This is a genomic window from Tersicoccus phoenicis, from assembly GCF_001968835.1.
Taxonomy (GTDB): domain Bacteria; phylum Actinomycetota; class Actinomycetes; order Actinomycetales; family Micrococcaceae; genus Tersicoccus; species Tersicoccus phoenicis.
Window position 1 is genome coordinate 89,581 of record NZ_MRDE01000017.1, and the last position, 18,798, is coordinate 108,378.

Consider the following 18,798-nt stretch of genomic DNA (forward strand, 5'->3'; position numbering starts at 1 on the left):
CGGCTGCCTTAGAGACAGCAAAGGGCCAGCCGTGCGCTTGCACGACTGGCCCCGGTACTGCTGAAGCGGTCAGCGTCCTTGACGGAGCGGCGCTGAGAACATCACGGCGCGTACATGCTCCCGCTGCTGGCGGTCCCATTCGGCCTGCGCCTGACGCTCCGCTCGGCGGGCTTCGTTGTCAGCGTCGATGAGCGCCTGACGGCGACGGTCCTCGACCGCCTCGCCTGCTCGCTTGACGTACTCCATCGAATGCTCGGGAATGTTGTGGATCACGGACCCGTCGTTGGTTCGGACCGCCTCCACGTTTTGCGTTCCGAAGCGCCGCCGAGTGGTCTCCCACGTCGGCAGGGGCGAGCCGCCCAGCGTTTCCAGTCGGACGTGCTCGGCATAGGTCGGGTGCGCGGTGAACGCCTCATCGACCAGCCCGTCGAAAACGGCGTTGCTCGCTTCGATGCGGACGTTGAGCGCGCGGAGCTGCGCCCCCGCCTCTTCACCGATGCGGGTGATTTCAGCCTCGACAGCCTCACGGGTGATGACGCCCGCAAGCGTGCCACCGTCGATCTGCGCCGCCATGTGCGCGGCCTTGGCGCGTGTGACTCGCTGTGCGGCACCGTTGACAGCGTTGGCGGCTGCCTCCTCTCGGAGTTCTGCGCCCTTGATCGTCGCGCCTGAGCGGACCATTTCGTCCACGTCAAAGCTGGCGTCCCCTGCGTCCACCTGGGCTTGCAGCGCGGCAGCGCGGGCACGCACGCGGGCGAGTTCTCCGCGTGCCTCGGTGAGGGTGGCGACGGCGGCGGCATGCGTCTCTTGTGCGGCTTCGAGTTCGGCGGCGGTGGTGATGGTCGTGTTATCAGTCATCGTGTTTCCTCTCGGGGTGTTACTTGGTGTTGCTGATGAATGGAACTTCGACTAGTTGCGAAGCTCCGGGATGGTGAAAGATGGTTGGAAGGTCATATTCCATGGCCACGAATAGCTCCCGCATGCTGTGCGCTTTCTGCGGTGGCACTAGTTCCATTCCTTCGGGCGGGGTGTATTTCCTGCGGGCGTGATGGAGCCGGAGATTGTCGCTTCGCGTGGCGAGTTGCAAATGCGCCGGACGCACGCAGGACACGTCGGGGCACATCACATGATCAACGTCCATGCCTTCCGGGATCGTCTGCCCTCCGATGAACTCGAAGGCAAAGCGGGCGGCCTGATAGCCCTTACCGCCGTTCTTGAACCTTCCCCGTCCGCGCAACTTCATACCACTCCAAAGCCAGCAACCGCGCCCGCTCTGCCAGTCGGCCTCGACGTACTGCATGAACAGCTCTACGGGATCGCGGCGTCGACTGGGCTGCGGCAGTAGCTCAGTGGAGCCGGTGCGCCGCAGCCGCATTCGATGCTTTAGGCACAAGCCCTGAGCGTCTCGGGGGTTGTTGCATCCGTCCACGCTGCAAGACCGTTTCGGTCGCCCTCCTGGCATTTCGTGTCCCTCCTGTCTTGCAGCGTCACCAGTGTTGGCGGCGGCTCGATTGGTTGAGCTTGCGCGATAGTCGCTGCGTCGAATCCGGGCATCTTCCCGATGGGAAGTCCCTTCTCGATTGCCCACGTCGCCAGCGCATCCGGTACGGGGATACCGGCTGCGTCTCGCCACCAGGGAAGGTCGCCGGCGTATGCCCGCCGGTCCCGCAGAGCTTGGTTCTGCGTTGCTGTGACGCTCCATAGATGGTCCGGCCGACAGCAAAGGGACCGATTCTCGATATGGTCCAATTGGAGCCGGTGACCGTGACCGCCGTAGAACCACACGTAGGTGAAGCGGTGGGCGTACCACCACTGGCGGCCCGGACGAATCACTCCGTACCCGGCGCCGTCCGTTTCCGTGGCGATCCAGCACCCCGAGTTCCAGTCCGGCACGACAGTTTCCGCGAGCCGGTCGAGCGCTCGCGTGACTGTCTGTAGACGCATTGCCGTCAGGGCGTCGCGCTCGTGTGGTCGGCATCGACCGTGCCCAGCGTCGTTGGCACGGCAACCCGGCGTCCGGCACTTAGGCTGTGCCCGCCATCCCTGTTCCCAGTGGCGGCGGCACTTGCCCTTGGCATAGTGAGGTTCTGAGCAACCAGTCACGTCGCACCAGTCGGCTAGTCGCGGGCGTCCCCGGCGGGGCTTCCGAGCCAGCGGAACGACCGGTGTGATTGACGTTGTAAAAGACGGGCTCATGCAGCAAGCGGAGCGCAGGTTTCCCCAGCATCCGCGCCGGATTCGAGCCGGTCGCCCATGCCCGCGATTTCGGTGGACCCTACCCCACTACTGGCGTGACCGTTCCCAGCGTCCGGGGGTGCCGGGATCGTGAGCCGCCGCCCGTAGTGCAGGGTGCCCGTGGTGACGGGCTGACCGGTCCAGCCGGTGTGTCGGAGTGTCCGCAGGACGGCGAGCGTCCGGGGTGCGGGGATGCCGGTCTCACGGGTGACGTCCCGGTGCGACGCGTAGCTGTGGGCGGCGAGGCCGGTGGACCAGCGGGCAAGGCTGCTGACTACGGCCAGCGTCTCGGCGTCGCCGTCGTGGGCGGCCTTCGCCTGCTCGGACCATGCGAGGGTGTCAGGCAGCATGGCGGCTCACCTGCCCGGTGAGGCTGCGGCGTCCGAATGCGCCGAGATGGTCGAGTCCCGCTCGCACGGCGGGGTGGTCGCGGTGTTCGGTCAGGAGCCGTGAGAGTTCGGCGGTGCTGTCCGCAACGAGGGTGAACGCCTCGGGGGCGTCTTGGTTCTTGGTGTTGCTGGTAGGCAAGGCGTGTTCCCTGACTCGCCCGGATGGGGCGGAGGAACATGGCGACGCGCTCGGGTCGTCATGCGTTGCCTGCGCTCAGCCGCAGTCGGCGGGATGCTCGACGTGTCGGGGCGCTGGTGCTGACTCTCACGCTTGGGCGGACCCGTCTTGCAGTGACCTCACCGTGCCGTCGCGTGGAGGGCTCAGAGGTGATGCGGGGGTCCGCTTACTAGGCGATGTGCCGTTCTCTCGAACGCCACTCGGAAGATACTACATCTAGTGCTCGGCGGTGGGAACGACCCCGAGATGATGTATCTGTCGAGCGCGGCCGGAGGGCTAGTTTTCCACAGGCTGGCACTGATCGCGGTCCGAGGAATGGCGCGGTTCTCGGCCACTTCCGTCCACAGATGGGCATGACGCCTTGCCGTGTCAAGCTGCTCGGCGTGTCTCGATCCGTGGGCGTGTCGGAATGACCGGAGCGACGCCACCGCTCGGCACCGATCTGGAGGGCTGGCAGGCGGTCGAGCACCCCAAGCTAGCTCCCGCTCCCGTTGACTCGCGAGAGGGCCGTCTGGCGGCGCTGGGGCGTTCCTCGTCCGGGACGGTCAGGGTAGGAGGGTGATCGACGTTTGCCCGGCGGCTACCTCGGCGGCTACGACTGTCTCGACCTGCTCAGGCGTGAGCGGCCCGGCGTTGGCTTTGACGGCAATGCGCACGGTCGAGGGTTCGAACCTGCGGGCGGCACCGGGCGGGGTCCGGGTGATGACGACGCCGAACGCGGCACGTAGGATGCGCCGTCGTTCTTCGAGGTCGCCCGTGTCCCATTGCGCCGCGAGCGTCGCGCGTCCTTCCGCGCTGAGTACGCCGGGTGTCTGGCTGGCGGCGTGCAGGTCAGCTAGCTGGCGTTCGATGTCGGCAAGGCGAGCGTTGGCAGGGACAGTGATCCGCTCCATCTGGCGCTGATCGATGGTGCCCCTGAATCGTGAGTCGGCGGCCTCATCGGTCATCTGGCGCAGTGTTGCGGCTTCGTCCTCTAGCTGTTGCCGTGCGTCGTCGTTGCTGCTAGGGGTGGCGTCGAGTCCGGCGTCTGAGTGGAGGATGGCGGTCACCACGTCGAGCACGTGGGCGTCAGCCGCTTCCATCTTCTTGTGTGCATGCCCGCGGCCGCTGGCTTGGCATTTGTAGACCCGGTAGAGGCTGGTCGCCTGCGGCTTGACGGTGGCCTTGACCATGAGTCGTCCACATTCGCACTGGGCGATGCCTGATAGTAGGTATTTGACGCGGTTGCTGGTGGAGCGCGCCCGGTTGGGGTCGGTGAGCTTGGCGACGACGGCGCGGTGTGTGGCCTCGCTGACAATGGCCGGGAAAGTCGAGGCGTGCCCGTCGAGTATCTGCCCCCGGTAGGTGGCTAGTCCGGCGTTCCGTGGCCGTTTGAGCACCTGCCGCACGGTGTTACGTGTCCAGTGCCCGTCGTAGGACGTGAGGGCACCAGCGGAGTTGAGGCCGTCCACGATGGACCGGATCGACTGGCCGCTGAGAACGGCGTCGTGCATGACGCGGATGCGCTCGGCTTCGTCGTCCACGATGACGGGTGCGCCGTCCTCGAATGCCCAGCCGTAGGGGCGTCGCCCGCCGAGCCACTTACCGGCGCGGGCTGCCTGCTCTTGTGCGGCCTTCACGCGCTCGCTCTTGCGGGTGGACTCTAGCTCTGCGAACGCGCCGTTGATCTGAGCGGCGAACAGGCCGCTGCCGGTGCTCAGGTCGATGATTCCAGCGGTGACGGCGTGAGTCAGCACGCCGTGCTTGATGCTGATATCGGCGTACTCTCGCAGGTCATCGACGCGGCGGTGTAGCCGGTCGGTGGCCCAGCACAGCACGTAGTCGATGCCGCCCTGGGTCATCCGGTCGAGCATGGCCCGATAGCCGGGGCGGTGCTTTCCGCCGTAGGCCGATATGTCGTTGTCCACGTAGACGTCGAGCACCGTAGCGCCGAGCCGGTCGGCCAGCTTCCGGCAGTCTCGCTCTTGCCGATCCACGCCGAGGCCGGCCCCGGTCTTGTCCTTCGAGATGCGCGCGTAGATGAGAGCGTTGGGCATGCACGCATGCTAGCGTGCTGAACGCCCCTAAGCGCATAGCGGCATTGGCCAGCGTGCACGCCAACTCCGCGCACGACGCTCTGGCCAAGATCTGCACCCTGCCGTTGCTGGCCGGGGAGAACATCGGCGCCGCCTTCGTCGTGCCGACCGTGGCGTCCTGTCTGGATCTGGTCGTGCACGCCGAGCGCCTGGCGTCGGGCCACCGGCAGGTGGCCCAGGTGCTCGCGGTCGGCCGCCGGGTGGAGAACGGGGTGATCGAGACCGCGGTCCTGTTCGACCGGCGCGACGGCGAGCTGCGCCCCACCGGCAGCGGCATGCCGGTCGAGGACAAGTTCGTCCGCGCCGGCCACCACGTCGCCGACCTGCTGGAGGTGTGACGATGTCCGCGGTCCTCGGCACCGCCCTCGGTATCGGTCTGCTGCTGATCTGGTGGTCCTGCTGGTCGCGGCCCGCCCCGCGCATCCCCGGCCGCGGCTCCGGGCGGCTGCGGTCGATGCTGCTGGCCGCCGGCATCGAGAACGTCAGCCCCACGGCCCTGCTCGCCACCTGCGCCGGTGCCGGTGCGCTCGTGTTCCTGGTGGTCTTCGTCCTCAGCTCCGGTGCCACGCCGATCGCCGCCTGCTTCGGCCTGTTCGGTGGTTGGTCCCCGCTGGCCGTCGTCCGCTGGCGCGCCCACCGGCGGGCCGCCTCCCTCCGCGAACTCTGGCCGGACGTCGTCGATCACCTCCGCTCCGCGATCCGTGCCGGGCTCTCCCTGGCCGAGGCGCTGACCCAGCTGGGGGAGCGTGGGCCCGAGGAGCTGCGCCGCTTCTTCCGTGACTTCGGGGCCGATCACCGGTCCGGTGGACAGTTCGAGGCCGCCCTGGATCGGCTCAAGGAGCGGCTGGCGGACCCCGTCGCGGACCGGATCATCGAGGCGCTGCGGATGACGCGCGACGTCGGCGGGTCCGACCTGGGCAGGCTGCTCGGTACCCTGTCCGATTTCCTGCGGGAGAACTCCCGCACCCGCAGCGAGCTGGAAGCGCGCCAGTCGTGGACGGTGAACGCCGCCCGGCTGGCCGTCGCGGCGCCGTGGATCGTGCTGCTGCTGATGGCGACCCGGCCCGAGGCGGTCGCCGCCTACAACTCCGCCGCCGGCGCCGCCGTACTCGTCGGCGGCCTGATCGTCTCGATCGTCTGCTACCGGCTGATGCTGCGGATCGGCTCCCTGCCGCCCGACGAGCGGGTGCTGCGATGACGGCCGAACTGGTGGGCTGGGCGGTCCTGTCCGGTGCGGGACTCGGCCTCGGGCTGTGGCTCGCCGTCGTCCGGCTGCCGGTGCTGCGGGCACCGACCTTCGCGGACCGGATCGCCCCGCAGTTGCGCGCCAGCTCGACCCGGTCCCGGCTGCTCGACGGCGCGGGGCCGGTGACGCCGTTCGGTCCGGTCGAACGCATCTTCCGGCCGGTACTGGTCGACGTCGCCCGCTGGTTCTCCCGGTTCACCGTCGGCGGTGCGGCCACCGGGCGCCGACTCGCGCAGGCCGGCCGGGACGGAAGCGTCCTGGACTACCGCGTGCAACAGGTCCTGTGGTGCGGGCTCGGGCTCCTGGTCGGCACCGCCGTGGGCGTCGCCGGGGTGCTCGCGGGCCGGCTCTCCACCCTGGCCGCCGCGCTGCTGGTCGCGGCCGGGGCGGTCGGCGGGTTCGCGCTGCGCGACGCGGTGCTGGGAGCGCAGATCCGGCGACGGGAGGCACGGATGCTGGCCGAGTTCCCGAGCCTGGCGGAGCTGATGGCGCTGGCCGTCAGTGCGGGGGAGAGCGCCGGCGGCGCCCTGGCGCGCGTGGTGCGGACCTCCCACGGCGAGCTCGCCGGCGAGTTCGGGCGCGTGCTGGCCCAGAACCGGGCGGGTACACCGTTGCGGACGGCCCTGGGCGAGCTGTCCCGCCGCACGGCGCTGGCGCCGCTGTCCCGCTTCGTGGACGGCCTCAACGTCGCGATCGAGCGCGGCACGCCGCTGGCCGATGTGCTGCACGCGCAGGCCGCCGACGTGCGGGACATGTCCAAGCGTCAGCTGATGGAGGCCGCCGGTCGCAAGGAGATCGGCATGATGGTCCCGCTCGTCTTCGGGGTGCTGCCGCTCACCGTGGTGTTCGCCGTCTTCCCGGGCATCGCCCTGCTCAACCTCGGACTCTGACCCATCCACCGCCGGCCGGCCGACACGACCGGCACGACACGCTCAGGAGAGAACCATGCAGGACAGGACCACCACCCGCACCGCCCGCTCGCTGCGCCCGGCTCCGGTGCACCGTCGCCCCGGCGGCACCGGGGGGACCGCGCTGACCGCGCTGCTGGTCGCCGTCCTGACGGCGGCGCCACACCTGCTTCTCGCGCGCGCCCGCGGCGATGAGGACGGCGAACGCGGTGACGTGCCGGGCTGGGTGATGATCACCTTGATGTCGGCCGTGCTGGTCGCGGCGCTGCTCGCGATCGCCGCACCGGCCCTGCAGGGTCTGTTCGAACAGGCCATGCAGCAGGTGCAGCCCGGCCGATGAACACCCCGCCGATGAGCACCCCGCCGAGCAGCACCGAGGCGCGCAGGCCCGATGGGGACGACCGCGACCGGGGCTCGGCGGTGGTCGACTTCGTGCTCGTCGGCGCGGTGCTGACCCTGCTCGCCATGTCGATCGTCCAGCTCGCCGTCGTCCTGCACGTGCGCAACACCCTGCTCGACGCGGCGAGTTCGGGGGCGCGGTACGGGGCGCTCGCCGACCGCACGGCCGCCGACGGTCGGGAGCGCGCGTACGACCTGGTCAGTTCGACGCTCGGGCCGGACTACGCGGGCTCGGTCACGGTGGCGGAGGGGCGCGACGGCGGGCGGCGGACCCTGCGGGTCGAGATCAGCGCCCCGATGCCGGTGCTCGGGTTGATCGGTCCGGCCGGAATGCTCCGGGTGCAGGGGCACGCCAGTGCCGCCCCCTGACCGCCCCGCGCGGTCCGCGCTCGCCGTGCTGCGGCACCGGGCGGTCGGTGGTCCGGGCGGAGGCGACGGCGGGAGCGCGGTCGTCGAGTTCGTGGTTCTCGGGACGCTGCTCCTGGTGCCGGTGGTCTACGTCATCCTCGGCCTCGGCGCGGTGCAGGCCGCGTCCTTCGCCGTCGTCGGTGCCGCGGACCAGGCCGCCAAGACGATCGCGCTGAGCGAGGACCCGGCCACCGCCGGCGGCTCGGCCCGGGCCGCCGCGGCAACGACCATGGCGGACTTCGGTTTCGACCGGGCCGCGTGGACCGTCGACGTCGCCTGCTCGGCACCGGGGTGCAGCGAACCGGGGTCCCGGATCACCGTGACGGTCCGCCTGACCGTCCCGCTGCCGATGGCGCCGGTGATCGGCGGATCCACCCTCAGCGCCGCTTCCGTCCGGTCCAGCGCCACCGAGATCCTCGGCAGGTTCCGGTGAGCGCTCCCCCCGCCCGCCCGGCGGGCCACGACGATCGGGAGACCGGGCAGGCGACGGTACTGATCGTCGGGTTCGTCCTGCTGACCCTGCTGGTGACCAGCGTGGTCGCCGGCATCACGGCGGTCTACATCGAACACAAGAAGCTGCTCGGCATCGCGGACTCCGCGGCGCTCGCGGCCGCGGACACCTTCGACCTGGCCGGTGCCGACGCCGGTGACGGTGCGGGCACCGCTCCGGTCCCGGTGCTGCGCTCGGACCGGGTCGGCGGTGCGGTCCGCGCCTACCTGGACGGGCTCGGCCCGGACGCCCGCGTGTCCGGCCTCACCATCGGCGCCGGTACGGGTACCGCGGACGGCCGGACGGCGCAGGTCGAGCTGTACGGCGTGGCCCGGCCTCCGCTGATCAGCATCCTGCTGCCCGACGGCATCCCGGTCACCGCCTTCGCCCACGCCCGCGCGGAACTGCGGCAGTAGGGCGCAGCGCAGGTCGCCCGGCACAGGTCACCGGTGCAGTCAGTCGGGCTCGGGCAGCCGGGCTCCCGGCGGAATCCGCTCCCCGTCGGGCACCCGGTGGCGGGCGCCGAGCACGGTGATGCCGGCGTCGTCGTCCGCGGCGGAGGACGAGCCACCGGCGTCGTCCGCACCCACGACCGCCCCGGCGCCGACCCGCACGTCGAGATCCACCAGCGCCCGGGTCACGGTCGCGCCCTCGCCGACGCGCGCACCGTCCATCAGCACGGACTCCCGGACGGTCGCGTCGGCCGCGACCACCACGCCGGGCCCGATCACCGAGTCGATCACCGTGCCGCGGATCTCCGCGCCCGGGCTGAGCAGGCTGTCCGACACCACAGCGCCGGCTGCCACGAGGGCCGGCCGCTGCTGCGGCTGCGCCGTGTGCATCGGCCACGTCGGGTCGGCGACGTCGAAGCCCGTGCCGTGGACCAGCTCCTGGTGCGCCTGCCAGTAGCTCTCGACCGTGCCGACGTCGCGCCAGTAGCCCGTCAGCCGGTGCTCGGCCACGGTGCCGTGCTCCACCAGGTGCGGGATCAGTGCGTCGCCGTAGTCCTCGAGCTTCCCGTCCCGTTCCAGCAGCATGCCCAGGGTGTCCAGCAGCACGCCGGTGTCGTAGAGGAAGACCTCGGTTCCCACCAGGGAGCTCGACGGGGACTCGGGCTTGTACGCGAAGTCCGTGACCCGGCCATCCTCCGCGGTGACCACCGAGAACCGGGAGACGTCGCCGTCGACCTCGGTGGTCACCATGGTCAGGTCCGCGTCCGCGGCCAGGTGGGTGTCGATGAGGTCGCGGTAGTCCAGCCGGTAGAGGTGGTCGGTGCTGAGGGTGAGCACCAGGTCGGGACCGAACTCGCGGATCAGGCCCGCCTGCCGGTACAGGGCGTCCGCGTTGCCCTCGGCGAAGCCCTCCCCGGCGTCGCCCTGGTAGGGCGGCAGCAGCTGCAGGCCGCCGCGGGTGCGGTCCAGGTCCCACGGCCGGCCGTTGGCCACGTGCTCGTTCAACGCGTGCGGCTGGAACTGTTCGACCACCCAGACGTCGGCGATGCCGCTGTGCATCAGGTTGGACAGCGGGATATCGACCAGGTGGTAGGACCCGGCGAAGGGCAGCGCCGGCTTCGCCTTCCCCTCGGTCAGCGGGCCCATCCGGCCGCCGGCACCACCGGCGAGCAGGATGGCCAGGACGGTGGGGCGGGCTCGACCGGTGCTCATGGGGACTCCAGAGGGCGACGGCGGGGGTCGCCCGAGCGTAGCAGGACCGTGCCGTAGGCTGGAAGGCACCATGGCAACCACCGATTTTCCCGCCGAGATCGCCCAGCTCCGCTCCACCTTCGCCAGCATCGAGAACGTCGTCGACGTCGAGAAGGTGCGGGCCGAGATCGCCGCGTTGAGCGAGCAGGCCGGCGCACCGGACCTGTGGGACGACCCCGAATCCGCCCAGCAGGTCACCAGTCGGCTCTCCCACCGGCAGAGCGACCTGGAGCGGGTCGAGCGGCTCGGAGCGCGGATCGAGGACCTCGAGGTGCTGGTCGAGCTGGCGGGCGAGGAGGACGACGAGGACACCCGGGCCGAGGCGGAACGGGAGCTGGGTTCGATCAAGAAGTCGCTGAGCGAACTCGAGGTCGTCACGCTGCTCTCCGGCGAGTACGACGAGCGGGAGGCGGTCGTGACGATCCGGGCCGGCGCCGGCGGCGTCGACGCCGCGGACTTCGCCGAGATGCTGATGCGGATGTACCTGCGCTGGGCCGAGCGGCACGGCTACGCCACCTCGGTGCTGGACACGTCGTACGCGGAGGAGGCCGGGCTGAAGTCGGCGACCTTCGAGGTCAAGGCGCCGTACGCGTTCGGCACGCTCTCCGTCGAGGCCGGCACCCACCGGCTGGTGCGGATCAGCCCGTTCGACAACCAGGGCCGGCGGCAGACGTCCTTCGCCGCCGTCGAGGTGATCCCCTTGATCGAGCAGACCGACAGCGTCGAGATCCCCGAGTCGGAGCTGAAGATCGACGTGTTCCGCTCCTCGGGCCCGGGGGGCCAGTCCGTGAACACCACCGACTCCGCGGTGCGCATGACCCACCTGCCCACGGGCATCGTCGTGTCCATGCAGAACGAGAAGTCGCAGATCCAGAACCGGGCCGCCGCGCTGCGGGTCATGCAGTCCCGCCTGCTGCTGCTGAAGAAGGAGCAGGAGGACGCGGAGAAGAAGGCGCTCGCCGGGGACGTCAAGGCCTCGTGGGGCGACCAGATGCGCTCCTACGTGCTCAACCCGTACCAGATGGTCAAGGACCTGCGGACCGAGCACGAGGTCGGCAACACGGCGGCGGTGCTCGACGGCGAGATCGACGACTTCGTCGACGCCGGCATCCGGTGGCGGGCCGCGGCGCGCACCGTCGCGGACTAGTTCTCTCACCCCACTGACCGACACACCGGCGCGGGTCACGAGTCGGTGACCGCCACCGCCCTATAGTCGAACCGCCGAGGCCCCTGTTCCCAGGTACGGTCCCGCCTCGGTGCCGACGGGGCGGGCCGGGAGCAGTATGCGCGCATGATCCGATTCGACAACGTCACCAAGGTCCACGGCGACACGTCGCATCCCGCTCTGGACGGCGTCAGCGTCGAGATCGATCGGGGCGAGTTCACCTTCCTGGTCGGCGCCTCCGGCTCGGGCAAGTCGACGTTCATCCGGTTGGTGCTCCGCGAGGAGACCGCCTCCCGGGGCGCCGTCCACGTGGCCGGACAGAACGTGTCGGCCATCCCGGCGTGGCGCGTGCCCCGCTTCCGCCGCGGCATCGGCGTCGTCTTCCAGGACTTCCGGCTGCTGCCGAACAAGACGGTGTTCGGCAACGTGGCCTTCGCCATGCAGGTGCTGGGCAGGAGCCGCACTGCGATCAGACAGACGGTTCCGGTGGTGCTGGAGACCGTGGGCTTGCACGGCAAGGACGGCCGCTTCCCGCACGAGCTCTCGGGCGGCGAACAGCAGCGGGTCGCCATCGCCCGTGCCGTCGTCAACCGCCCCGCCATCCTGCTGGCCGACGAACCGACCGGCAACCTCGATCCCACGACGTCGATGGGCATCATGAACGTGCTGGAGACGATCAACCAGAACGGGACCACGGTGGTGATGGCCACGCACGACGGGGCGATCGTCAACGAGCTGCGCCGCCGGGTGATCGAACTGGACCACGGGGCCGTCGTCCGCGACGAGGCCGAGGGCATCTACGAGGGCGCCCGATGAGGGCCGCCTTCGTTCTCGGGGAGATCGGCCACGGGCTGCGCCGGAACCTCACCATGGTGATCTCCATCGTGCTGGTCACCTTCGTGTCGCTCACGTTCGTCGGTGCCGCCGCCCTGCTGCAGCTACAGATCAACCAGATGAAGGGCTACTGGTACGACAAGGTCGAGGTCTCGGTGTTCCTGTGTCAGCAGGGATCGGTATCACCGAGTTGCGCGTCCGGCGCGGTCACCACCCAGCAGCGGGAGGCGATCACCGCACAGCTGCGGTCTCCGAGCTTCGCGCCCTACATCGCGTCCGCCCAATTCGAGTCCTCGGACGAGGCCTTCACCCGCTTCCGGGACCAGTTCAGGAACTCGCCCATCGTCGATTCGGTCACCGCCGACCAACTGCCCTCGTCCTTCCGCATCCAACTGAAGGACCCGACCACGTTCGGTGTGATCCAGGAGGGCTTCTCGTCCACCCCGGGGGTCGACACGGTCAACGACCAACGGGAACTGCTCGAACCCCTGTTCTCCAAGCTGAACCAGGCGTCCGTCTTCGCCCTGGGCACGGCGGCGGTCATGATCGTGTGCGCGGTGCTGCTGATCGCGACCACCATCCGGCTCTCCGCCTTCAGCCGGCGCCGGGAGACCAGTATCATGCGTCTGGTGGGCGCTTCGAGGTCGGTGATCCAGCTGCCTTTCGTGCTCGAGGGCATCATCGCGGCGACCATCGGGGCGCTGCTCGCCTCAGCGGCGCTGTGGATATTCACCCGCTTCTACGTCGAGGACTATCTCAGCCGGGAGAGCCAGGACCTGGCCTTCATCTCCGCCGCCGACGCGCTCCTCGTGGCGCCCGCCCTGATCCTGTTCGGCATCGTGCTGGCCGGGACGTGCTCCGCGTTGACCCTGCGCCGCTACCTGAAGGTGTGACCGTGAAACGCACGACGTCCGGGCCGGCGCGTCCGTCCCGGTGGACCGCCCGCTGGGCGTCCGTGACGGTGGTTGCCGTGCTCACCACCGGGCTCGCCGCCGTCGCCCCCGCCACCGCCGACGACCTGACCGATCGGCAGTCCGCGCTGGAGGAGGAAGCACGCCAGGTCGGTGCGGCGATGGAGAACCTGGATGCGAGCATCACCCGCTCCATCGCACAACTGAGGGTTTACCAGAAGCAACTGCCCGGTGCGCGCCAGGCGCTCGCCGACGCCGAGGCGAAGGTGTCCGACGCCATCCGGGAGGTGGAATCCCAGTCGGCGCGTCTCACGCTGGCCGAGCAGTCCAAGGCCGACCTGGACCGGCAACTGCGCCGCGACCGGGAGGGGGCTCAGAGGACCCGCCGCACCATCGGAGCCATCGCTGCCCAGGCGTACAAGAACGGTGGCCTGTCCAGCAACGTCTCGCTGCTGCTCGGCGCTGGCGCCTCGACGGACCTGACCGACAGCATGCGCCTGGTCGATGCGGCCCTGCGCAGCCAGAGCACGATGCTGAGCGCCTACGCCCAGCAGCAGGCGACCGACCAGAACGCCGCCGCCCGGCTGCGCGCCGTCGAGGAGGAGATCCGGCAGCTCAAGGCGCGGGCCGAGGCGGCGCTGTCGGCGGAGCAGAACGCCAGGGACGCCGCCGCCGCGCGGAAGCGCACCGTGGACGGGTTGGTCGCGAACAGCGCCGCACTGACCTCCCAACTGCAGGCGAAGAAGCCGCAGATCAGCAGCCGCCTGGCGCGCGTGGAGGCGGACCGGGCCCAGGTGCGGAACCAGATCGCCGAGCGCCAGCGCCGGGAGCTGGCGGCGGCCCGCCAGCGGGCGGCCGCCGCCGCGGCGGCCCGCGCCGCCGCCGCAGCCGCCGCCCGCCAGCGGGTGGCCGCCGCCGCCGCCGCGGCCGGCGCGCCCCTCGCGCCGGCCGCGGTGGAGGACGACCCGGCCCTCACCCCGTCCGGATCGCTGGGTCTCACCCGCCCCGTCCCGGCCGGGGTGTCGGTGACCTCCCCCTACGGATCCCGCCCGGTCCCGGCGGGCACGATCGACTTCACCGGTACGGGCACCTACCTGCACACCGGTCAGGACTTCGGGGCCGGGTGCGGCACGCCGGTGCTGGCCCCGGCCGACGGCGAGGTGATGTTCGCGGACGGCGCCGTGCCCACCGCGGGCAACCGAATCGTGCTCGACCATGGCGTACGCGATGGCAGCGCGGTCTCGACGATCTACTACCACTTGGCGTCCTCCGTGGTGAAACCGGGACAACGGGTCACGCGGGGCCAGACCATCGGGTACGCCGGCACCACCGGCAACTCGACCGGCTGCCACCTGCACTTCGAGGTCATGGTCAACGGTTCGCTGGTGGATCCCGCGCCCTACCTCTGACCCGGTTCGCGTACAATGGTGAGCCGCCCACCGGGCGGAGGCGGTCCCCGGCCGCCGAGCACCCACCCAGCAGCGCAGGCGTCGTTCGTCGCGCACCAGGCAGGAGGAAGCCGTGCCCCAGGACCGCGGTGCCGACGGCATCACGAGGGTGGCGACGAACCGCAAGGCCCGGCACGACTACCTCATCTCGGACACGTTCGAGGCGGGCCTGGTGCTGCAGGGCACCGAGGTGAAGTCGCTGCGCGAGGGCCACGCGAATCTGACCGACGGGTTCGCCGTCTTCTACAACGACGAGCTGTGGCTCGAGGGTGTCCACATTCCGGAGTACAGCCAGGGCAGCTGGACCAACCACACGGCCCGGCGGCGGCGGAAGCTGCTGCTGCACCGGGAGCAGCTGATCAAGATCTCCCAGAAGACACGCGAGTCCGGTTTCACCATCGTGCCGCTCTCCCTCTACTTCGTGGGCGGGCGCGCCAAGGTGGAGATCGGGATCGGGCGCGGCAAACGCGATTACGACAAGCGACAGAGCCTGCGTGAGGCCCAGGACAAGCGGGAGGCCGCCCGCGAGATGCGGCAACGCAATCGCCGTGGCTGACGGCCGGGCCGTGAACCCGCCGATGCCCTGGTGGACGACGACGATGGTCGTCATCGACTTGATCTGGCTGGTGTTCACGCTGCTCGGCACCGCGATCAGCTTCGCGTTGTCCTCGTTCGTGGACCAGACCCTGTCCTGGTACCTGCTGGTCGTGCTCGTGCTGGCCGCCTACGCGGCTTTCGTGACGGTGCCGATGAGCGCCGTGCTGACCATCGTGCTCATCCGGCAGCGCCGCTGGCCGTGGCTGCTGGTGCCGGCGCTGGTGATCGGCGCCGTCATCGTCGGCATGCTCGCCGTCACCTGACCGGGCACCGGGGGGGTGAAGGAATGTGAAGGAATACACCGGGCGCCGCATGCGCTATGCTGAATGGTCCGGACGAGTTCCGGACAGACGTCACGACCGGACCACCGGCACGGGGCGGTTGGCAACTGCATACGGGGATGACAGGTTTCGACGATGGATGTCGCGACAGGGGAAGCGGGCCGAGGATGCAGAGTCATCTCGTCAACGCTCTCTGCAAACCAATAAGTGCCAATTCTAAGCGCACTGACTTCGCTCTCGCTGCCTGAGCAGCCAGAATGAGTCCGTCAGCCCGGGGACGCTTCCGCCCCGGTGACTGGCGTCGATCAGGAAGCCACTGCTCTCAGTCCTTGCCGCAGGGAACTGAGGGGACATTGATGCGGCTGGGCCCGGGTCAGCCATCTGTCTGCAGGACGGCTGGGGCCGAGTAACACCCGACGCAGAATGCGCCCGGAGAAGCCCTGACAACACTTCATCGGACGGGGGTTCGATTCCCCCCATCTCCACCCATATCCGACGACGGGCCGGCACTGCGTGAGTGCCGGCCCGTCGTCGTATCCAGCGCCGGGTCCTACACTCGGCACCATGCCGATCATCGAACTGACCAGCACCGACACGACGACCACCGGCGGTCGGACGCTGCCGGCCCACCTTGCCGAACCCTCGCCCGGGGCGCCCGTGCGGGGCGGGCTCGTGCTGATCGAGGACACCAACCCGCACGCCTACCGGGCGGAGCCCGCGGCCGACTCCTGGCAGCGGGCCCTCGCCTTCCTCGACGAGCACCTGCCGAACGGGAGCTGAGTGACCCGCTGAGTGACCCGCCCGCCGGTGATACGTATGCTGATGAACGGACCGCCGGCGCGCGCGTGACCCGGTGCCGGCCGAGACCCGGGAGGGACCATGGCCACCGACAATCCAGCCACCCACGACCCAGCCACCGACGCGCAGCTGGCCGCCATCGACGCCTGGTGGCGCGCGGCCAACTACCTCTCCGTGGGTCAGCTCTATCTGCGGCAGAACGCCCTGCTCCGCCGGCCGCTGCAGAACCAGGACATCAAGCGGCGCCTGCTCGGCCACTGGGGCACGACCCCCGGGCTGACCTTCGTCTACGCGCACCTGAACCGGGTGATCACCGACCGCGACCAGGACGTGTTGTTGGTCGCCGGACCCGGCCACGGCGGCCCCGCACTGGTGGCCAGCACCTGGCTGGAGGGCTCCTACTCCGAGATCTACGGGGCCGTCAGCCGGGACGAGGCCGGCATGGAACTGCTGGTGCGGCAGTTCTCCTACCCCGGCGGCATCCCCTCGCACGCCGCACCGGAGACGCCGGGATCGATCAACGAGGGCGGTGAACTCGGCTACAGTCTCGCCCACGGGTTCGGCGCCGTCCTGGACAACCCCGGCCTGGTGGCCGCCGTCGTGATCGGCGACGGGGAAGCGGAGACCGGGGCCCTGTCGGCCAGCTGGGACGCGCACGTCTTCGTCGACCCCCACCGCGACGGCGCGGTGCTGCCCATCCTGCACCTGAACGGCTGGAAGATCGCCAACCCCACGGTCCTCGCCCGGATGCCGCAGGACCAGCTCGAGCGGCGGATGCGCGGGCACGGTTACGAACCGTTCTTCGTCACGGTCGACGACCCGGACGCCGTCGACGTCGCCCACCGGGACTTCGCCGCCACCCTGGATGCCTGCCTGGACCGGATCGCCGGGATCCAGGCGCACGCCCGCGGCGGTACGTCCGCGTCGGCCGACACGGCCGAGGACGAGGCGCGGCGCGAACCGTGGCCGATGATCGTGCTGCGCAGCCCGAAGGGGTGGACCGGTCCGACGGAGGTGGACGGCAAACCCGTCGAGGGCACGTGGCGGGCCCACCAGATCCCGCTCCCGGTGAGCCCGGACGACGACGCGGCGCGGGAGGCGCTGACGGCGTGGATGCGCTCCTACCGGCCCGAGGACCTGTTCGACGACGACGGCCGACCGCGTCCGCAGTTGACCGCGCTCAGCCCGGTGGGGGACCGCCGGCTCGGCGCCACCCCCTTCGCCAACGGTGGCCGGCTCCTCGCGCCGCTGCGGCTGCCCCCCGTCACGCCCGTCGCCGCCGACGTGCCCGAGCCCGGGCGGCAGCGGAACAGCCCGATGCTCACCCTGGGCAGCTGGCTGGCCGAGGTGATCCGGGCCAACCCCGAGACGTTCCGCCTGTTCGGGCCGGACGAGACGGCGTCCAACCGGCTGCAGCACGTGTACGAGGCCACGGACAAGGCCTGGAACGCCCGCCTGCTGCCGGTGGACGAGAACCTGGCCCCGGACGGCCGGGTGATCGAGGTGCTCAGCGAACACCTGTGCCAGGGCCTGCTCGAGGGTTACCTGCTGACCGGCCGGCACGGCGTCTTCGACTGCTACGAGGCGTTCGTGCACATCGTCGACTCGATGTTCAACCAGCACGCCAAGTGGCTCAAGGTGCACCAGCGGCTGCCGTGGCGGCAGCCCATCGCCTCGTTCACCTACCTGCTCTCCTCCCACGTGTGGCAGCAGGATCACAACGGCTTCTCCCACCAGGACCCCGGGTTCATCGATCACGCGGTGAACAAGTCCGCCGACGTCGTGCGGGTCTACCTGCCGCCGGACACCAACACGCTGCTCTCCACGATGGATCACTGCCTGCGCAGCACGGACCGGATCAACATCGTGGTCAGCGGCAAGCAGCCGTCACTGACCTGGCTCGGGCCCGAGGACGCCGCCCACCACTGCGCCCGCGGCCTCGGTGTGTGGGAGTTCGCCGGAACCGAACGGGCCGGCGAGAAGCCCGACGTCGTGCTGGCCTGCGCCGGTGACGTGCCGACCACCGAGACGGTCGCGGCGGCGCAACTGCTCGCCCACCACGTGCCGGACCTGTCGGTGCGGGTGGTCAACGTCGTGGACCTGATGCGGCTGATCGATGACCGGTCACACCCGCACGGGCTCTCCGCCGCCGACTTCGACGGCATCTTCACCGAGGACCGGCCGGTGATCTTCGCCTACCACGGGTACGCGTCCCTGATTCACCGGCTCACCTACAAGCGCACCAACCACGCCGGCATGCACGTGCGCGGCTACCACGAGGAGGGCACGACGACGACGCCGTTCGACATGGCGCTGCTCAACGGCATCGACCGGTACCAGTTGGCCATCGACGCGATCGACCGCGTCCCGGCCCTGCACGGGACGCAGACGGTACTCCGGCAGCGCCTGCAGGACGCCCAGCTCGCCGCCCGCGCGTACACCCGCGAGGTGGGCGAGGATCCGGACCACATCACGGACTGGTCCCTCGCCGCCGACCCGGTGCTGTGACGCCGGATCCGAGTGATGCGCCGTCTAACCGGTGCTGCACCAGTACGCAACCGACGCCAGGGTCGGGCGAGGGGCGAGGTGCCTCACTGAGAAGTGAGCGCGAGAGCTGACCTGGTGCCTCACGCATGGTGAGCGCGAGGCTTGGGGTCATCTGGTTGTCTGGAGTCGACGGATCGACGGTTCCAAGGATGCCATGTCGAGGTGCCGGCTGGCGGTCATGGCCTC

21 protein-coding genes and 1 other RNA gene are annotated in these 18,798 nt (G+C 70.1%); 16 read left to right on the plus strand and 6 right to left on the minus strand.

Features of this window, described 5'->3' with window-relative positions:
• Positions 1 to 69: 69 nt before the first annotated feature.
• The 5 genes from BKD30_RS04135 to BKD30_RS04150 all read right to left on the minus strand — a co-directional run bounded on the left by BKD30_RS04135 (position 70) and on the right by BKD30_RS04150 (position 4,838).
• The gene (locus tag BKD30_RS04135) at positions 70 to 858 is read right to left on the minus strand and encodes a hypothetical protein (protein ID WP_076702411.1); all 789 of its coding nucleotides are present in this window, start codon (positions 856 to 858) and stop codon (positions 70 to 72) included.
• Between the two features lie 19 nt (positions 859 to 877).
• Entirely contained in the window at positions 878 to 1,300 is a 423-nt protein-coding gene (locus BKD30_RS16060; protein ID WP_076702415.1) for an HNH endonuclease, read from the minus strand.
• An 892-nt stretch (positions 1,301 to 2,192) separates the two neighbouring features.
• The gene (locus BKD30_RS04145) at positions 2,193 to 2,585 is read right to left on the minus strand and encodes a hypothetical protein (protein WP_076702418.1); all 393 of its coding nucleotides are present in this window, start codon (positions 2,583 to 2,585) and stop codon (positions 2,193 to 2,195) included.
• Positions 2,575 to 2,763: a hypothetical protein gene (locus BKD30_RS15770; RefSeq protein ID WP_143588048.1), complete on the minus strand. Its 189-nt coding sequence runs from the start codon at positions 2,761 to 2,763 to the stop codon at positions 2,575 to 2,577. The genes BKD30_RS04145 and BKD30_RS15770 overlap by 11 nt, the downstream gene beginning before the upstream one ends.
• A gap of 584 nt (positions 2,764 to 3,347) precedes the next feature.
• On the minus strand, positions 3,348 to 4,838 hold the full coding sequence (locus BKD30_RS04150) for a recombinase family protein (protein WP_076702420.1): 1,491 nt from the start codon (positions 4,836 to 4,838) through the stop codon (positions 3,348 to 3,350).
• A 14-nt stretch (positions 4,839 to 4,852) separates the two neighbouring features.
• On the opposite strand from BKD30_RS04150, the gene BKD30_RS04155 reads away from it, so the two are divergent.
• Genes BKD30_RS04155 through BKD30_RS04185 form a run of 7 tightly spaced genes read left to right on the plus strand, consistent with a single transcriptional unit; the run spans position 4,853 to position 8,744 of the window.
• Positions 4,853 to 5,215 (plus strand): hypothetical protein, encoded by a 363-nt coding sequence (locus BKD30_RS04155; protein ID WP_159440539.1) that lies wholly within the window; start codon positions 4,853 to 4,855, stop codon positions 5,213 to 5,215.
• 2 nt (positions 5,216 to 5,217) lie between these two features.
• A complete protein-coding gene (locus tag BKD30_RS04160) occupies positions 5,218 to 6,075 on the plus strand; it encodes a type II secretion system F family protein (protein ID WP_076702427.1) in 858 nt (285 codons plus the stop codon).
• Positions 6,072 to 7,013 carry a type II secretion system F family protein gene (locus tag BKD30_RS04165; RefSeq protein ID WP_076702430.1) on the plus strand — a complete coding sequence of 314 codons (942 nt, stop codon included), beginning with the start codon at positions 6,072 to 6,074 and terminating at the stop codon, positions 7,011 to 7,013. The genes BKD30_RS04160 and BKD30_RS04165 overlap by 4 nt, the downstream gene beginning before the upstream one ends.
• 55 nt (positions 7,014 to 7,068) lie before the next feature.
• Positions 7,069 to 7,371: a hypothetical protein gene (locus BKD30_RS17000; protein ID WP_408033355.1), complete on the plus strand. Its 303-nt coding sequence runs from the start codon at positions 7,069 to 7,071 to the stop codon at positions 7,369 to 7,371.
• Between the two features lie 11 nt (positions 7,372 to 7,382).
• Positions 7,383 to 7,799 carry a TadE family protein gene (locus BKD30_RS04175; protein ID WP_076702432.1) on the plus strand — a complete coding sequence of 139 codons (417 nt, stop codon included), beginning with the start codon at positions 7,383 to 7,385 and terminating at the stop codon, positions 7,797 to 7,799.
• The gene (locus BKD30_RS16065) at positions 7,786 to 8,271 is read left to right on the plus strand and encodes a hypothetical protein (RefSeq protein WP_083956000.1); all 486 of its coding nucleotides are present in this window, start codon (positions 7,786 to 7,788) and stop codon (positions 8,269 to 8,271) included. The genes BKD30_RS04175 and BKD30_RS16065 overlap by 14 nt, the downstream gene beginning before the upstream one ends.
• The gene (locus tag BKD30_RS04185; protein ID WP_076702435.1) at positions 8,268 to 8,744 is read left to right on the plus strand and encodes a pilus assembly protein TadG-related protein; all 477 of its coding nucleotides are present in this window, start codon (positions 8,268 to 8,270) and stop codon (positions 8,742 to 8,744) included. Before BKD30_RS16065 ends, BKD30_RS04185 begins: the two co-directional genes overlap by 4 nt.
• Before the next feature lie 39 nt (positions 8,745 to 8,783).
• Here the strand turns inward: BKD30_RS04185 and BKD30_RS04190 are convergent, their stop codons facing one another.
• Positions 8,784 to 9,992 (minus strand): glucose-1-phosphate adenylyltransferase family protein, encoded by a 1,209-nt coding sequence (locus tag BKD30_RS04190; RefSeq protein ID WP_076702438.1) that lies wholly within the window; start codon positions 9,990 to 9,992, stop codon positions 8,784 to 8,786.
• Between the two features lie 70 nt (positions 9,993 to 10,062).
• Between BKD30_RS04190 and prfB the strand changes: the two genes are divergently transcribed.
• The 9 genes from prfB to BKD30_RS04235 all read left to right on the plus strand — a co-directional run bounded on the left by prfB (position 10,063) and on the right by BKD30_RS04235 (position 18,573).
• Entirely contained in the window at positions 10,063 to 11,178 is a 1,116-nt protein-coding gene (gene prfB, locus BKD30_RS04195) for a peptide chain release factor 2 (protein WP_076702442.1), read from the plus strand.
• A gap of 144 nt (positions 11,179 to 11,322) precedes the next feature.
• Entirely contained in the window at positions 11,323 to 12,012 is a 690-nt protein-coding gene (gene ftsE, locus BKD30_RS04200) for a cell division ATP-binding protein FtsE (protein ID WP_076702446.1), read from the plus strand.
• Entirely contained in the window at positions 12,009 to 12,923 is a 915-nt protein-coding gene (ftsX, locus tag BKD30_RS04205) for a permease-like cell division protein FtsX (protein WP_076702448.1), read from the plus strand. Before ftsE ends, ftsX begins: the two co-directional genes overlap by 4 nt.
• A gap of 2 nt (positions 12,924 to 12,925) precedes the next feature.
• Positions 12,926 to 14,350, plus strand: a complete 1,425-nt coding sequence (locus tag BKD30_RS16910; protein ID WP_328586891.1) for a peptidoglycan DD-metalloendopeptidase family protein — start codon at positions 12,926 to 12,928, stop codon at positions 14,348 to 14,350.
• Positions 14,351 to 14,498: 148 nt separating this feature from the next.
• A complete protein-coding gene (gene smpB / locus BKD30_RS04215; RefSeq protein WP_143588054.1) occupies positions 14,499 to 14,945 on the plus strand; it encodes an SsrA-binding protein SmpB in 447 nt (148 codons plus the stop codon).
• Entirely contained in the window at positions 14,938 to 15,249 is a 312-nt protein-coding gene (locus BKD30_RS04220; protein ID WP_143588050.1) for a hypothetical protein, read from the plus strand. The genes smpB and BKD30_RS04220 overlap by 8 nt, the downstream gene beginning before the upstream one ends.
• A gap of 133 nt (positions 15,250 to 15,382) precedes the next feature.
• Positions 15,383 to 15,755: a transfer-messenger RNA gene (gene ssrA / locus BKD30_RS04225) on the plus strand.
• Between the two features lie 76 nt (positions 15,756 to 15,831).
• Entirely contained in the window at positions 15,832 to 16,047 is a 216-nt protein-coding gene (locus tag BKD30_RS04230; protein ID WP_076702457.1) for a hypothetical protein, read from the plus strand.
• A 99-nt stretch (positions 16,048 to 16,146) separates the two neighbouring features.
• Positions 16,147 to 18,573, plus strand: coding sequence for a phosphoketolase family protein (locus tag BKD30_RS04235; RefSeq protein ID WP_076702460.1), 2,427 nt, complete (start codon positions 16,147 to 16,149; stop codon positions 18,571 to 18,573).
• Positions 18,574 to 18,798: the final 225 nt, after the last annotated feature.